The organism is Nonomuraea sp. NPDC054003 (assembly GCF_055585125.1).
In genome coordinates this window covers 232967-247333 of sequence record NZ_JBVJKR010000004.1, presented here as the reverse complement: position 1 = coordinate 247333, position 14367 = coordinate 232967, and the positions used below count along the sequence as shown (strand labels likewise).

Genomic DNA, 14367 nt, shown 5'->3' with positions numbered 1-14367 from the left:
GGATCGGCGGCGTGCCAGGCGGGCGTCAGGCGAACAGCGCGGCCAGGTGGCGGCGCTGCTCCTCGCGCTGGTAGCCGCTCCCGCCCTCGTGGCCGTTCCACGGCCACACCGTGATCTCCTTCGGCCCCTGCCAGTGGTTGTAGGCGGCGAAGACCGTCGACGGCGGGCAGACGAAGTCCATCAGCGCCACCGAATACAGCGCCGGCACCGTGCCACGAGCCGCGAAGTTGACCCCGTCGAAGTACGAGAGCGTCCGGAACACCTGGTCGGCGGCCTCGCGCCGGGTGGCGAGGAACCGGACCAGCTCCTGGTACGGGTCGCGGTCGGTGATCTCGAGGGCCCGGCGGAAGTGCGTCAGGAACGGCACGTCCACGAGCGCCGCCGCCACCGACGGGTGCAGCGCGGCGGTGGCCTGCGCGATGCCACCGCCCTGGCTGCCGCCTGAAACCACGATCCGGCTCGCGTCCACGGACGGGTGGGCCGCCGCCGCGTCGACGGCCCTGACCGCGTCGGCGAACACCCGGCGGTAGTAGTAGTCGTCCGGGTCCATGATCCCGCGGGTCATCATGCCGGGAGCCTGCGGGCCCGCCGCGCCGTGCGGGTCGCCGGTGGAGCCCGGCGACTGCACGCTGGCGCCGCCGTGGCCGCGGGTCTCCATCACGAACACCGCGTACCCGGCCGCCGGCCACATCAGGTGGTCGTGCGGGAAGCCGCGCCCGCCGCTGTAGCCGATGTAGTGCATCACGCACGGCAGCGGGGCCGCGGCGCCGCGCGGGATGAGGAACCAGCCGTTGATCCGGTGCCCGCCCCACCCGGCGAAGGAGACGTCGAACGCGTCCACGTGGGCGAACGGCAGCTCGTACGGGGTGAACTCCGCGTCCAGCGCGAACTCGCGGGCCTCGGCGAGCGTGCGGGCCCAGAACGCGTCGAAGTCGGCGGGTTCGTCACGGTCGGGGCGGTAGTCGCGGAGTCGCTCAAGCGGCAGATCGAACAGGGGCACAGATACTCCAACCTTTCGGGATGGAGACATTTCATCGCATCCACGCACATCAGCGCCACAGCGTGCACGATCATCAGGAATCCGGGTAGCTGACCCCCGTGAACGTGCACCTGTTCCAGACTTCCCGCCCCCACCTGGCGCCGGGCATGATCCTCGACGCCCCTCTGGACTACGACGACTTCATCCTGGGGTTCGGCGACGAGACCGAGGCGCGGGCCGAGCTCTTCTTCATCGGCGGCCGCCCGTTGCTGGTCGTCGGGGGTTACATGACCATGGACGGCACCGTCGTCGACGAGCGCATGTGGACCGTCAGCGAGGTGACCGTGAGCGGCGACCGGCGCATCCTGCGCCTGGGGCACCCGCTGGAGTGACCGGCGTCAGGGGTGGTACGGCCGGACGCGCGGCCACCACCCGGGCACCGCGCGCCGGTATCGCTCGTAGTCGGCGCCGAACCTGCCGAGCAGGCGCGGCTCCTCGTACCAGTGCGCGAAAGCGCCCATCGCCGCCCCAGCCACCGCCGCGTACACCAGCAGCCCGCCGTCGCCGAACAGCAGCGCCTGGCCCAGGATCGCCGCCAGGACGCCCACGTACATCGGGTTGCGCACGTGGCGGTAGAGGCCGCCGACGACCAGCCGCCCGGGCGCCGCGATCGGGGCCGGCGTGCCGGAGCCCTCGGCGACGAACCGGACGAACGCGTCCACGACGACGGCCGCCCCGGCCAGGAGCAGCAGCACGCCCGCCACCCTGAGGGGGATCATCCAGGCGCCGGGCAGCGGCGAGCGCGGCTCCCAGCCGGAGACCCACCAGGGGCCCAGGCCCGCGACGACGCCCGGGGCGGCGAGGAAGAAGATCGCACTGCCGATCGCGGCTGATGTCCTGCGCATGGCCCACCCCTTATTTCATCACATGATGACTTCTTCGGATCGGCCCGTCACCCCCGGGGAACGCGAAATGCCGCACCCGTCGAAACGGGTGCGGCATTTCGTCCGCACGATGAATCACCGAAGGGAATCCGCCTGCCGGATTTTCGCCACGGCCTGCGGCCGGGCCGGAAAACGAGCGGCGGGTTCATTCCCCTCCGCTACGGGCGACGAGCCCCAGCGGCTTTTTCAGGCGGTCTTCTTCTTCTGGTCGGTGCGCCACCACGGCTCGCTGCCGTTCTCGACGAACGGCCACACCCACCACTTGTTGTTGTGGTGGTGCTTCTTGGCGTAGTGGCCGTGACCCCACTTCTCCTTGTGCGGAGCCTTGTACTTGCCCCAGTCGCCGCGGGCGTGGTCACCGTTGTACGTGTCCCACTCGGCGCGGTCGCCGTCGCCGTACTTCTCCCACTCGCCGCGGTCGCCGTTGTACTTCTGCCACTCGCCGTGGTCGCCCTTGTACCTGCCCCAGTCACCGTGGTCCTGGACGCCGTTGTACGTGTCCCACTCGCCGCGGTTCCGGTCGCCGTTGTACTTGTCCCACTCGGCGCGGTCGCCCTTGTACTTGTCCCACTCGCCGCGGTCCTCGTTGTACTGCTTCCAGTCACCGCGGTCCTGGTAGCCCTTGCGCCCGTCCCACTCGCCGCGCTCGTCGTCGCCCTTGCGCTTACCCCAGTCGCCGTCGCGGTCCTTGTGCTTGAACCCGTCGTCGTGGTGGCGGCCCTTGTGCTCGAACTCGTCGTCGTCGACGTCATCGTCGAGGTCGCGGTGGTGGTGGTGACCCTTGTTCTTGAAGAACCAGTTGCCGTCGTGGTGGCGGTGCCCGCAGTTGTGGCAGCCGCGACGGTGCCCGCAGCTGTGGCACCTGTAGCGGTGCCCGCACTTGCGGTGCTTGCAGAGAATCGGCTTCTCGTGCACGACGACGGCGGTGCCGGCCACCTGGCCGGTACCGGCGACGGCCTGTGCCGCGGGGAGGAGCGTCGCTCCGGCGGCGGCCGCCGCCAGCGCGAGACCGGCGACCCGCCTGCCGGAGCGGATACGGCTTGCAATGTTCATGGGCGATGGTTTCCGTTCATGGTTCATCGATCTGGAAGCGGGCTCTGAAACGCCTCGCGACAGCCGCGAACATACCCTTGCCGCGAAGCAGGACTATCTCGCCACTCAGCAATACCGGTTCAAAAAAACGCCATTCTAGGGAACCAAAAAGAAGGCGGCCCAAAATGTCCGAATTTGTCCTGGCCTGCTCTTTACAGAATGAGACCCTCCGGCGGGATCACCATTTCCTAACAAGGGATACGTTAACTCCGTGATCAACGCCTGCCGCATTCTCGCGCTCGTCCTGTGCCTCGCTCTCCCGACGGCCGCCCCTTTCATCTCCCCGGCGGCGGCCGACGACGGCTGGGGCGAGGACGAGGAGATCGACCTGCGGCCAGGAGACCGCGGCGAGGACGTCAGGTGGCTCCAGCAGCGGCTGCGCCAGATGGGCTACCTGTTCACCAAGGCGACCGGCAGCTACGACAAGGACACCCGCTTCGCGGTGTGGGCGTTCAGGAAGAGCCAGGGCATGCAGGCCGCCAACATCGTCGACACCGACGTGTGGCGGAGGCTGACCCGGCCCAGGAAGGTGCGCCCGCTGGTGAAGACCGGGTCAGCCAACCGGGTCGAGATCGACCTGCGCCGCCAGCTCCTGACCGTCTACCGCCGCGGCCGGCCGGTGCTCATCTCGCACACCTCGACGGGCGCCGGGGTGCGGTTCTGCCAGGGCGGCCGCTGCCGCGTCGCCGTCACCCCGATCGGCGACTTCCGCGTCTACAAGCGCGCGCCGGGCTGGACGACGGGCCCGCTGGGCTCGATGTACAACTCGCTGTACTTCGTGGGCGGGGTGGCGATCCACGGCGGCCGTAAGGTGCCGTCGTGGCCCGGCTCCCACGGCTGTGTGCGCCTCCCCATGTCGATAGCCGACCGCCTCTACCGGATGGTGACCATCGGGGAGCCGGTGTACGTCAGGCAGGGCCACAAGCTGAAGGGTTAGGCCGCCGCGCCGAAAATCCGTCGAGGGGCGCGGGACCGGCGATTACCGTGTGCCGGATGGACACGGAACGCCTCATCCTGCGCCCCTTCACGATGGACGACGCCGGCGAGCTCGTCCGCCTGCACAACGACCGCGACGTCATGCGCTTCCTCAACGGCGGCAGGCCGACGCCGCGCGAGACGATCGTGCGCGAGACGCTCCCCCGGTTCATGGCGTCGGGGTTCTTCGCCGCCGAGGAGCGGCGCACCGGCGCCTTCATCGGCTGGTTCCACCTGCGGCCGGGCGGCGAGGGCGAGCTGGAGCTGGGTTACCGGCTGCGCCGGGAGTCCTGGGGACGCGGGTACGCGACCGAGGGGTCGCTGCGGCTGATCGAGCGGGCGTTCGCCGAGCTGGGCGCGCGCCGCGTCTACGCCCAGACGATGGCGGTGAACCTGGGCTCGCGCCGGGTCATGGAGAAGTGCGGGCTGCGGCACGTACGCACCTTCTGGGAGGACTGGGAGGACCCGATCGACGGCGCGGAGCAGGGCGAGGTCGAGTACGAGCTGCTCCGGGAGGAGTGGGAGGCGCGACACCACCTGGTGCACTGGTCTGACCAGTGACTAAGGTGCTGCCATGAAGGCATACGAGGGGTTGTTCCGCCTGGACGGGCGGCGTGCGGTGGTCATCGGGTCGGGCAGCGGCATCGGCAGGGAGGCGGCGCTGGCGCTGGCCGCGCACGGCGCGACGGTGGTGTGCGCGGACCGCGACCTGCCCTCCGCCGAGGAGACGGCGTCCCGCTGCGGGGGCACGTCCCTGGCGCTCGACGTGCTGGACGGCGCGGCCGTGCACGCCGCGGGCGCCGAGCTTGAGGCGGACGTGGTGGTGTTCACCGCGGCCACCAACGTGCGCAAGCGGCTGCTGGACTACACGGCCGAGGAGTTCCAGCGGGTCGTCGACCTCAACCTGAAGGCCTCGTTCGAGGTGGTCCGCGCGTTCGGCGCGGGCATGGTGGCGCGCGGCCGCGGGTCCATCATCGGCTTCGCCTCCATCCGCGCCGCCGTCACCGAGCCCGGCCAGGGCGTCTACTCGGCCACCAAGGCCGGGCTGGTGCAGTTGCTGCGCACCGCGGCGGCCGAGTTCGGGCCGCACGGGGTGCGGGTGAACGCGATCGCGCCCGGCGTGGTGGAGACGCCGCTCACCAAGCAGATCAAGGACGACCCCGGCTGGTACGGGGCGTACGCGGCCAAGAGCGCGCTGGGCCGCTGGGCCACCGCCGAGGAGCTGGCGGGCGCGGTCGTCTACCTGGCCGGCGACGCCGCCAGCTTCGTGACCGGCTCGGTGCTGTACGTCGACGGCGGCTGGACGGCGGTGGACGGCCGCTTCGACCCGCCCAACTGACGGCGGACCAGGAGCCCGCCGGACGCCCGTCATCCGTCCTCAGGGGCGGATGATGGCCATCCGGGTCACGGTGAGCTCCTCGATCGCGAACCGCGGGCCCTCCCGGCCGACGCCGGAGTCCTTGACGCCCCCGTACGGCATGTTGTCGGCACGGAAGCCCGGCACCTCGTTGACCACCACTCCCCCGGCCTCGATCCGCTCGATCGCGGCGAAGGCGGTGGCCAGCGAGCGGGTGAACACGGAGGCGTGCAGCCCGTACCGGGAGGCGTTGACCGCGGCGAAGGCGGCCTCCAGGTCGGGCACCGGGCGCACGCACACGACGGGGCCGAAGATCTCCTCGTCCCAGGCGGCGGCCCCGTCGGGCACGCCGGCCAGCAGCGTGGGCGCGATGGCGCGGCCGTCGCGCACGCCGCCCGTCACCACCTCGGCCCCGGAGGAGGCGACCCAGTCGAGCACCCGGTCGGAGGCGGCCGGGTCGATGAGCGGCGCCACCCGGGTCTCGGGCAGCCGCGGGTCGCCCACCACCACGTCCTTCATCCGTGCGGCCAGCAGCTCCCGGAACCGCGCCGCCACCGGCTCCTCGACGAGCACCCGCTGCACCGAGATGCACGCCTGGCCGGAGGCGTAGTAGCCGCCGCGCACCACCGCGTCGGCGGCGGCCTCCAGGTCGGCGTCGGCGGCCACCACGAGGGCGGCGTTCGAGCCGAGTTCGAGCAGCACCTTCGTGGGGGCGGCGTTGCGGGCGATGGCGTGCCCGGCCGCGGCCGAGCCGGTGAACGAGACGGCGCCGATCCGCCGGTCCTCGACCAGCGTCCGGCCCACCTCGACGTCGCCGGTGACGAGCTGCACCGCCGCCGGCGGCAGCGCGCCGGACTCGCGCAGCAGGTGCACCAGCCAGAGCGTGGCCAGCGGCGTCGCCGGGGCGGGCTTGACGATCACCGGGCACCCGGCGGCCACCGCGGGCGCGATCTTGTGGGCGGCCAGCAGCAGCGGGTAGTTGAACCCGGTGATGCCGACCACCACCCCGATCGGCCGCCGCGTCCAGAACCCGATCAGGCCCTCCCCCGCGGGCAGCAGGTCCAGCGGCACGGTCTCGCCGTGCAACCTGGCCACCTCCTCAGCGGCCGTGACCAGCGTGACCAGGGTGCGCGCCACCTCGACCCGGCAGTCGACGAGCGGCTTGCCGGTCTCCAGCACGAGCAGCCGCTCGACCTCCTCGCGCCGCTCGGCCAGCGCGTCGTGGGCGGCCATGAGGGCGCGGCGGCGGGCGTGCGACGGCAGCGCCGCCATCGCGGGCGCGACCGCGAGCGCTTCCTCGACCGCCCGCGCGGCCAGCTTCACGTCCCCGACGGGGGCGGGCATCACCACCGAGCCGTCGTACGGGAAGATCACGTCGGCTTCGGCGGCCGGTTCGACCCATCCGTCGCCGATGGGCAGCCCGGACGGCCACGCATCCTGATATTTCACGCTTTGATCCCCCTTGGTGTGTTTCATGACGTACGCATCGCGCTCGGGAACACGTCGAGATAGGCCGGCGCGCCCTCCCTGCCGGTGGCGGCCAGCACGGCGTGCGCCACGGCCCGGCTGAACACGTCGGCCCCGGCGGCGAGCAGGTCGTGCAGCTCGGCGCCCGGCGGCTCGTCCTCCCCGGCCCGCTCCCCGAACACCCGCTGCTCGCCGCCCGGCTCGGGCAGGGCGCAGGTGGCGACGGCGAAGATCGTGTCGCCGTCGACCATGGTGTGCGCGGGGCGGATGGCGCGGGCCAGGCCGTCGTGCGCGACCGCGGCCAGCTTGGCGCACTGCGCCTTGGTGAGCGTCAGGTCGGTGGCGACGACGCCGATCGTGGTGTTCAGCGAGGTCACCCCGGACGGCCGCCACGCGGCGGTCTCCTCGGCGCTCGGCTCCCGCAGGTGGTCGAACTCCCCAGGCAGCCCGTACCTGGCCCCGGCCAGGGCGCCGCTTCCTGGATCGAGCACCGACCCGGCGGCGTTCACCACAGCCAGCGCGGCGACGGTGGCCCCGGAGGGCAGGACCACGCTCGCGGTCCCCACCCCGCCGGCCAGCCCTCCGGCCACCGCACCCGCGCCCGCGCCGACGGACCCGCTCACATGCCCCGCCGCGCTCTCCCCGCACGCCCCTCCAGACGCGGCGCCCGCCTCGCCATCGGCGGCCGAGGCCGAGGTGAAGGAGCCCCGCGCGGACACAGCAGCGCCACCTGACGCCGCGTACGGACCACCGGCGGGGCCGGCAGGCGCGACACCGCTCGTACCGGCCGGCTCGACGTCGGCGGCCGAGGAGGCGCGCGCCGAGGGAGAAGCGCCGGGCGCGGCGTGCAGGGTGCCGTGGCCCGTGACGGGGGCGGCCGGGCGGGCCGGCTTGACGCCGGTGGCCGGGGTCGCCGTGAGAGAGGGAGCGGGGTGGAGGGCGGCGTCGTGGGCGGCTTCGCCGAAGGCGGCGTCCGGGGTGGCGCGGAAGGCGCCGCCGCGGCCGAGGTCGTAGATGACGGCGGCGGGGACGATGGGGACGACGCCGCCCTCGACGGGGAAGCCCACGCCGGCGTCGGCGAGGCGGGACATGACGCCGCAGGCCGCGCTGAGGCCGTACGCGCTGCCGCCGGTCAGGACGATGGCGTGGACGCGTTCCACGAGGTTGCGCGGGTCGAGGAGCTCGGTCTCGCGGGTGCCGGGGGCGGCGCCGCGGACGTCGACCCCGGCGACCATGCCGCCCGAGGGGGCCAGCACGACGGTGGTGCCGGTCCGGTAGCCGCCGCCCGCCCTGTGGTGGTGGCCGACGCGCAGGCCGGCCACGTCCAGCAGGGAGTTGGTGACACCCGGTGTCACGTCAGGTTCCGGGTGAGGAAGCGCCTGGCCGCCTCGGCGAACACCCGGGTGCAGCGGACGATCTCGTCCACCTCGACGTACTCGTCCGCCTGGTGGGCGATCCACTTGCCGCCCGGACCGTACACGACGGAAGGGACGCCGCCCCAGTGGGTGAGCACGGTGCCGTCGGTGGAGCCGGGGACGCCGCCGTAGACGGGCTCCTCGCCGGTGACGTCGCGGTGCGCGGCGGCCAGCGCGGCCACCACCGGGTCGGAGACGGGCACGTCCACCGGCGGCCGGTCCACCAGGATGCTCACCTCGGACGCGATCCCGTCCCAGGCGGCCAGCTCGGCCACCCGGCCGGCCACGTCCTGGTGGCCGACGCCGGGGATGGTGCGCACGTCGACGAAGACGGACGCGGTGGCGGGGATGACGTTGACCTGCTCCTCGCTGCCGGCCCGGACCACGGTCGGGGTCACGTACACCTCGCCCAGGTGCTCGTGGGCGGGGAAGCGCTTCTGCAGCTCGGCCTGGAGCTCGCGCAGGCCGGTGAGCAGCGCGCCGACGGCCTGGACGGGGTTGCGGCCGTGCTGCGGCATCGCGCCGTGCGCCATCTTGCCGGTGAAGTCGACGCGCAGCCGCAGCGCGCCCTTGGCGACGGCGCAGATCTCGCCGGCCTCGGGCTCGGCCACGATGGCGCCGTCGACGTCGGCGGCCAGGCCCTGGTCGACGAAGTGGTGGGCGCCGATCATGAGCCCTTCCTCGTCGGCCAGCGCGCACACCTTGATCCGTCCCGGGAACGGTCCAGCGAGCTGCAGCGCGCGGGTGGCGTAGAGCGTGGCGGCCAGGCCGGACTTCATGTCGGCGCTGCCGCGCCCCCACAGCTTGCCGTCGCGGATCTCGCCGCCGAACGGATCCACGGTCCACTCCGACAGGTCGCCTTCGGTGACGACGTCGGTGTGGCCCTCGAACATCAGGGTGGGCCCGTCGCCGCCGCCGCCCTCGACCACGGCGACCACGTTCGGCCTGCCGGGGGCGGCCTCGTACACGACCGGCTCCCAGCCCCACTCGCGCATCCTGGCGGCCACCAGGCCGGCGGCGGGCTGCTCGTTGCGGCCGCGCGCCGGGTCGTTGGTGCTCGGGACGCGGACCAGCGCCCGGGTGAACTCGACGACGCCCTGCGCGTCCACTTCGATCACAGCAATCCCTCCAGGGTGGGTACGGCCCGCAGCAACGCCCGTGTGTAGGGGTGGCTCGGCTCGATCCAGATGTCGTCGACGGCGCCGGTCTCCACGATCTCACCGTCGTTCATGACGGCGACCGTCTCGCACACGTGGCGGACGACGGACAGGTCGTGCGAGACGAAGACGAGAGTGAGGCCGTGCTCGTCGACGAGGTCGGCCATCAGGTTGAGTATCTGCCCGCGTACGGACACGTCGAGCGCGCTGACGGGCTCGTCGGCGACGAGCACCTTGGGCCGGGGGGCGAGCGCGCGGGCGATGGCGATGCGCTGGCGCTGGCCGCCGGAGAACTGGTGCGGGTAGCGGTCGGCGGCGGAGGCGGGCAGCCCGACCTCGTCGAGCAGCTCGGCCACCCGGCCGCCGACGGGCTCGCCGAGCGCGACGAGCGGCTCGGCGACCAGGTCGCGGACGCGCATGCGCGGGTCGAGCGAGCTCATCGGGTCCTGGAACACGATCTGCAGGCTGTGGCGCAGGAAGCGCAGCCGCCGTTCGGGCAGGCCGGTGATCTCCTGGCCGTCGAACCGGATGGAGCCGGCGGTGGGCTTGTCGAGCCCGCACAGCAGCCGCAGCAGCGTGGACTTGCCGGAGCCGGACTCGCCGACGATGCCGAACCGCTCGCCCTTGTGCACGGTCAGCGACACGCCGCGCAGCGCGTGCACGGCTCCGCCCGGCTTGGTGAGCGAGGTGCGGGGCCGTTGGTAGACGCGGGTGAGGTGGCTAACCTCGATCAGCGGGGTGCCAGCATGCGTGGGCATGGCCCTCTCCTGTCAGCGCCGGGACTTTCTCACACGTCACGTCGGCGTGCGGGCAACGGTTGCGGAAGACGCATCCGCCGGGGAACCGGCCGGCGGGCGGGACGCTGCCCTTGATCGTGGGCAGGCGGGTGCCGCGCGGCGTCAGCTTGGAGGCGGCCAGCAGTCCTTCGGTGTAGCGGTGGCGGGGCCTGGTGAACACCTCGCGGATCGGGCCGCTCTCCACGACGCGTCCCCCGTACATGACCAGGACGCGCTCGCAGACGGAGGCGACCACGGCCAGGTCGTGGGTGATGAACAGCAGCGCGGGCGCCACCTCGGCGATGAGGTCGAGCATCTGCTTCTGCACGGTGACGTCGAGCGCGGTGGTGGGCTCGTCGCAGATGAGCAGCTCGGGCTCGTTGGCGAGGGCGATGGCGAGCATGACGCGCTGGCGCTGGCCGCCGGAGAGCTGGTGCGGGTAGGCGCGCGCGACCTGTTCGGGGCTGGGCAGGCGGACCCGGCCGAGCAGCTCGACGGCGCGGGCGCGGGCCTGCTCGCGTGGCTTCCCGTGCAGGGTCATGACCTCGGCGACCTGGGCGCCGACCCGCATGAGCGGGTTGAGCGCGGTCATCGGCTCCTGGAACACCATGGACATGGCCCGGCCGCGCAGGTCCTTCAGCCGCGCCTCGGGCACGCCGACCAGGTCGCGGTCGCGCAGGCGGGCCCGCCCGGCGGCGGTGACGCCCTCGGGCAGCAGGCCCATCAGCGACAGCGCGGTCAGCGACTTGCCGGAGCCGGACTCGCCGATGAGGCCGACCCGCTCGCCGGGCCCGATCCGGAACGACACGTCGTGCACGAGCTCGGCCGCGTGCGCCCGCACGGTGAGGCCCTCAACGCTCAGCACGGATCCTCCTGAGCTTGGGGTCGAGGTAGTCGCGCAGGCCGTCGCCGAGCACGTTGAAGCCGAGCACGGCCAGCGCGATGGCCAGGCCGGGCCACAGGGCCAGGCGCGGCGTGGAGAACAGCAGCTCCTGCGACTCCTGCAGCATGCGCCCCCACGACGGGGTGGGCGGGCGGGTGCCGAAGCCGAGGAACGACAGCGCGGCCTCGGCCAGGATGGCGATGGCGAACGACACCGACGCCTGCACGATCAGCATCGAGCCGATGTTCGGCAGCACGTGCCGGAACGCCACGGGAAGGCGGCGGCGGCCGGCGGCGCGGGCGGCGAGGATGTAGTCGGTCACCATGACCTGCATGGTCGCGGCGCGGGCGACCCGGGCGAAGGCGGGCACCGTCGCCACCCCGATGGCGATCATCGCGGTGAGCGTGCCGGCCCCGTACACGGCGCCGAGCATGACGGCCAGCAGCAGCGCGGGGAACGCGAACACCAGGTCGTTGGCCCGCATGACGAGCTCCGACAGCCAGCGCCAGCGGGTCATGCCGGCGATCACGCCGAGCGGCGTGCCGATCAGCGCGGCGATGCCGACGGCCACGATGCCGACGTAGAGGGTGGTGCGCGCGCCCACCATGAGCTGGCTGAAGGTGTCGCGGCCGAACTTGTCGGCGCCCAGCAGGTAGCCGTCGCCGGGGCCGTGCAGCTTGTTGCCCGCGTCGACGAGCACCGGGTCGTGCGGCGTCCACACGAACGACACCAGCGCCATCGCCACGACCAGCCCGACGAGGACGGCGCCGCTGACGAGGCTCGCGTTCAGCCGGCCCTTCATCGTGCCCCCCGCAGCCGGGGGTCGAGCGCCGCGTAGGCCACGTCGACCAGGAAGTTGATCAGCAGGACGGCCAGCACCAGGACCATGACGACGCCCTGGACGAGCAGCAGGTCGCGGCCCGCGACGGCGTTCAGCAGCAGGTCGCCCAGGCCGGGGATGACGAACACCCGCTCCACCACGACCGCGCCGATGAGCAGCGTGGCCAGTTGCAGGCCGAGCACGGTCACCACCGGGACGGAGGCGTTGCGCAGCCCGTGCCGCCACAGCGCGCCCATCCGGCCGCGTCCCTTGGCGCGGGCGGTGCGCAGGAAGTCCTCGCGCATCACGTCCAGCACGGCGGAGCGGACGTAGCGGGTGAGCACCGCGCCCTGCACGAGGCCGAGCGACAGCCACGGCAGCAGCAGACCGCGGAACCACTCGACGGGGTCCTCGGCCAGCGGCACGTAGCCGCCCGACGGCAGCACCTGGGCCTGCACCGCGAACACGAACACCAGCAGGATGCCCGCCAGGAACGCCGGGATCGCGATGCCCACCTGGCTGAAGGCGCTGATGGCGACGCCGAGCGGGTTGCGGTGGTGCACGGCGGCGAACGTGCCGGCCGGCACCGCGATCAGCAGGGCCACGAGCATCCCGCCGCCCACCAGCACGGCGGTGACGCCCAGCCGGTCGTTGATCTGCTCCCCGATCGGGGAGCTGGTCACGTACGAGGTGCCGAAGTCGCCGGTGGCCAGCCCGCCGAACCAGTCGAAGAACTGGGCCGCCGCCGGCCGGTCGGTGCCGAACTGCTCGCGCAGCTCGGCCACCGCCTCGGGGGTCGCGTTCACGCCCAGCGCCACCTCGGCGGGGTCGCCCGGCAGCACGGCCATGAACGAGAACACCAGCACACCGGCGACCGCGGCGCTCAGGACGAACACCGCGGCCCTCTTCAGCAGGTACAGGATCACTGCTTGGCGAGACCGGTGAAGTCGAAGGACTCGGAGATGGCGTTCTTCGGCAGGCCGGTCACGCCCTTCTTCGCCACGATCAGGTTCGGGAAGCCGAACAGGAAGTCGGCCGCGGCGTCCTCGGACAGCAGCTTGGCCGCCGCCTTGTAGTTGTCGGTCTGCTCCTGCTCGGTGCCCTCGTCGGCGGCGGCGAGCAGCTTGCCGAACTCGGGGTTGTCGTAGCGGAAGTAGTAGGACTTGTCGGCGAAGATGCGGATGTCGCGGGGCTCGACGTGGTTGATGATCGACAGGTCGTAGTCGGCCTTGGTGAACACCGAGTCCAGCCAGCGGGCCGGGAACTCCAGCGGCTCGATCTCGGCGTTGATGCCGACCTGGGCCAGCTGCGACTTGACGACCTGCGCGCTGGCGACCGCGTACGGCAGGTTCGGGATGCGCATCTTCACGTCGTACGTCTTGCCGCCCAGCAGTTCCTTGGCCTTGGCGACGTCGTACGGGTAGTCGCCGGTGCGGTCCTCGTACCACGGGTCGGTCGGCGGCACCATCGAGCCGATCAGCTGGCCGCGCCCGGCCCAGGCGGTGTCGAGCAGCGCCTGGTGGTCGATGGCGTGGCGGACGGCCTGGCGCACCTTCTTGTCGTCGAACGGCGGCCGGCCGTTGTTCATGGACAGCACGACCTCGCCGTTGGTGGTGCCCTCGATGGTCTCGAACCGGTTGGGGTCGGCGAACTGCTGCAGCGACTCGGGCGCCTGGACCGCGGAGATGACGTCGATGCCGCCGGTCAGCAGCGCGTTGTTCATCGCCGTGGCGTCCTTGAAGTACTTCAGCGTCACGGACCCGATCTGCGGCTTGGTGCCCCAGTAGCCGTCGTTGGAGTCGAGGCGGATGTGGTCGCCGCGCCGCCACTCGCCCAGCTTGTACGGGCCGGTGCCGACAGGGGTGTTGGCCAGGTCGGAGACGCCGGTGCGGCTGAACATCGCGCCGAGCCGGGTGGCGATCGTGTAGAGGAAGCTGTTGCTCGGCTTGGAGAGCGTGACGACCGCGGTGGCGTCGTCCTTCTTCTCCACCTTCTCCACCACGTCGAGCTGGGAGGTGATCTTCAGCTTCCAGTCGCTCTTCAGCCGCTCGAACGAGAAGACCACGTCGTCGGCGGTGAAGGCCGCGCCGTTGGTGAACTTCACGTCAGGCCGCAGGGTGAAGGTGTAGGTCTTCAGATCGTCCGAGACCTCCCACTTCTCGGCCAGCAGCGGGACGATCTTGCCGTCCTGGTCGAGCTTGACCAGGCCCTCGTAGACGTTCACCAGCAGCGCCTGCGGGATGGCGGCGCCCTCGGTCGAGGTGAAGTCGAGGTTGGCCGGCTCGGCCACGAACCCGACCGACAACGTCTGCGCCTGGGGGGCCTGCTGCTCGCCGCCCGCGGTCTCGGATCCGCCGCCTCCGCCGCAGGCGGCGATGCTCAACAGGAGACCGCCCGCGGCGATCCAGGTCCCGATTCGCCTCATGTCCTTCAGCCTCCTGGCTAGTGCACTGGTCTGACCAGTAGGCTGCACATTGCCAGTCCGCTACGGCTCAGGTCAAG

At 72.1% G+C, this 14367-nt stretch carries 16 protein-coding genes; 5 read left to right on the top strand and 11 right to left on the bottom strand.

All coding sequences use genetic code 11. From position 1 onward, the window contains the following. Positions 1 to 25: 25 nt before the first annotated feature. Positions 26 to 1000, bottom strand: coding sequence for an acetylxylan esterase (locus ACZ6YG_RS11745; protein WP_466017946.1), 975 nt, complete (start codon positions 998 to 1000; stop codon positions 26 to 28). 98 nt (positions 1001 to 1098) lie between these two features. Between ACZ6YG_RS11745 and ACZ6YG_RS11740 the strand changes: the two genes are divergently transcribed. Further along, positions 1099 to 1371 (top strand): hypothetical protein, encoded by a 273-nt coding sequence (locus tag ACZ6YG_RS11740; RefSeq protein WP_148032117.1) that lies wholly within the window; start codon positions 1099 to 1101, stop codon positions 1369 to 1371. A gap of 6 nt (positions 1372 to 1377) precedes the next feature. Here the strand turns inward: ACZ6YG_RS11740 and ACZ6YG_RS11735 are convergent, their stop codons facing one another. Continuing rightward, positions 1378 to 1884: a methyltransferase family protein gene (locus tag ACZ6YG_RS11735; RefSeq protein WP_148032118.1), complete on the bottom strand. Its 507-nt coding sequence runs from the start codon at positions 1882 to 1884 to the stop codon at positions 1378 to 1380. A 225-nt stretch (positions 1885 to 2109) separates the two neighbouring features. Continuing rightward, entirely contained in the window at positions 2110 to 2976 is an 867-nt protein-coding gene (locus tag ACZ6YG_RS11730) for a hypothetical protein (protein WP_466017945.1), read from the bottom strand. Between ACZ6YG_RS11730 and ACZ6YG_RS11725 the strand changes: the two genes are divergently transcribed. The 4 genes from ACZ6YG_RS11725 (at position 2975) to ACZ6YG_RS11710 (ending at position 5329) form a co-directional block, all read left to right on the top strand. Continuing rightward, positions 2975 to 3115 (top strand): hypothetical protein, encoded by a 141-nt coding sequence (locus tag ACZ6YG_RS11725; RefSeq protein WP_187281204.1) that lies wholly within the window; start codon positions 2975 to 2977, stop codon positions 3113 to 3115. The two genes, ACZ6YG_RS11730 and ACZ6YG_RS11725, sit on opposite strands and share 2 nt — an antisense overlap. A gap of 111 nt (positions 3116 to 3226) precedes the next feature. Beyond that, positions 3227 to 3952: a L,D-transpeptidase family protein gene (locus ACZ6YG_RS11720; protein ID WP_271280292.1), complete on the top strand. Its 726-nt coding sequence runs from the start codon at positions 3227 to 3229 to the stop codon at positions 3950 to 3952. Between the two features lie 56 nt (positions 3953 to 4008). Continuing rightward, a complete protein-coding gene (locus tag ACZ6YG_RS11715) occupies positions 4009 to 4551 on the top strand; it encodes a GNAT family N-acetyltransferase (RefSeq protein WP_271280291.1) in 543 nt (180 codons plus the stop codon). Between the two features lie 13 nt (positions 4552 to 4564). Beyond that, complete coding sequence (locus ACZ6YG_RS11710; RefSeq protein ID WP_466017944.1) at positions 4565 to 5329, top strand: SDR family NAD(P)-dependent oxidoreductase; 765 nt, start codon at positions 4565 to 4567, stop codon at positions 5327 to 5329. A 39-nt stretch (positions 5330 to 5368) separates the two neighbouring features. Here the strand turns inward: ACZ6YG_RS11710 and ACZ6YG_RS11705 are convergent, their stop codons facing one another. From ACZ6YG_RS11705 to ACZ6YG_RS11670, 8 genes are read right to left on the bottom strand one after another with little or no spacing between them, the layout of a single operon-like run. Beyond that, positions 5369 to 6796 carry an aldehyde dehydrogenase family protein gene (locus ACZ6YG_RS11705; RefSeq protein ID WP_222708970.1) on the bottom strand — a complete coding sequence of 476 codons (1428 nt, stop codon included), beginning with the start codon at positions 6794 to 6796 and terminating at the stop codon, positions 5369 to 5371. A 23-nt stretch (positions 6797 to 6819) separates the two neighbouring features. Continuing rightward, a complete protein-coding gene (locus tag ACZ6YG_RS11700; RefSeq protein ID WP_466017943.1) occupies positions 6820 to 8169 on the bottom strand; it encodes a P1 family peptidase in 1350 nt (449 codons plus the stop codon). Then, a complete protein-coding gene (locus tag ACZ6YG_RS11695; RefSeq protein ID WP_466017942.1) occupies positions 8166 to 9347 on the bottom strand; it encodes a M20 family metallopeptidase in 1182 nt (393 codons plus the stop codon). The genes ACZ6YG_RS11700 and ACZ6YG_RS11695 overlap by 4 nt, the downstream gene beginning before the upstream one ends. Beyond that, the gene (locus ACZ6YG_RS11690; RefSeq protein ID WP_466017941.1) at positions 9344 to 10144 is read right to left on the bottom strand and encodes an ATP-binding cassette domain-containing protein; all 801 of its coding nucleotides are present in this window, start codon (positions 10142 to 10144) and stop codon (positions 9344 to 9346) included. The genes ACZ6YG_RS11695 and ACZ6YG_RS11690 overlap by 4 nt, the downstream gene beginning before the upstream one ends. Continuing rightward, positions 10107 to 11027, bottom strand: a complete 921-nt coding sequence (locus ACZ6YG_RS11685) for an ABC transporter ATP-binding protein (protein WP_466017940.1) — start codon at positions 11025 to 11027, stop codon at positions 10107 to 10109. The genes ACZ6YG_RS11690 and ACZ6YG_RS11685 overlap by 38 nt, the downstream gene beginning before the upstream one ends. Continuing rightward, positions 11014 to 11847: an ABC transporter permease gene (locus ACZ6YG_RS11680; protein WP_466017939.1), complete on the bottom strand. Its 834-nt coding sequence runs from the start codon at positions 11845 to 11847 to the stop codon at positions 11014 to 11016. Before ACZ6YG_RS11680 ends, ACZ6YG_RS11685 begins: the two co-directional genes overlap by 14 nt. Next, a complete protein-coding gene (locus ACZ6YG_RS11675; RefSeq protein WP_148032126.1) occupies positions 11844 to 12791 on the bottom strand; it encodes an ABC transporter permease in 948 nt (315 codons plus the stop codon). Before ACZ6YG_RS11675 ends, ACZ6YG_RS11680 begins: the two co-directional genes overlap by 4 nt. Further along, positions 12788 to 14290, bottom strand: coding sequence for an ABC transporter substrate-binding protein (locus ACZ6YG_RS11670; RefSeq protein WP_148032127.1), 1503 nt, complete (start codon positions 14288 to 14290; stop codon positions 12788 to 12790). The genes ACZ6YG_RS11675 and ACZ6YG_RS11670 overlap by 4 nt, the downstream gene beginning before the upstream one ends. Positions 14291 to 14367 lie beyond the last annotated feature (77 nt).

Coding starts and splice junctions, on each gene's coding strand:
- ACZ6YG_RS11735 (WP_148032118.1), bottom strand. CDS start 1,884: ATGCGCAGGACATCAGCCGCGATCGGCAGTGCGATCTTCTTCCTCGCC.
- ACZ6YG_RS11725 (WP_187281204.1), top strand. CDS start 2,975: ATGGGCGATGGTTTCCGTTCATGGTTCATCGATCTGGAAGCGGGCTCT.
- ACZ6YG_RS11730 (WP_466017945.1), bottom strand. CDS start 2,976: ATGAACATTGCAAGCCGTATCCGCTCCGGCAGGCGGGTCGCCGGTCTC.
- ACZ6YG_RS11715 (WP_271280291.1), top strand. CDS start 4,009: ATGGACACGGAACGCCTCATCCTGCGCCCCTTCACGATGGACGACGCC.
- ACZ6YG_RS11710 (WP_466017944.1), top strand. CDS start 4,565: ATGAAGGCATACGAGGGGTTGTTCCGCCTGGACGGGCGGCGTGCGGTG.
- ACZ6YG_RS11690 (WP_466017941.1), bottom strand. CDS start 10,144: ATGCCCACGCATGCTGGCACCCCGCTGATCGAGGTTAGCCACCTCACC.
- ACZ6YG_RS11680 (WP_466017939.1), bottom strand. CDS start 11,847: ATGAAGGGCCGGCTGAACGCGAGCCTCGTCAGCGGCGCCGTCCTCGTC.
- ACZ6YG_RS11670 (WP_148032127.1), bottom strand. CDS start 14,290: ATGAGGCGAATCGGGACCTGGATCGCCGCGGGCGGTCTCCTGTTGAGC.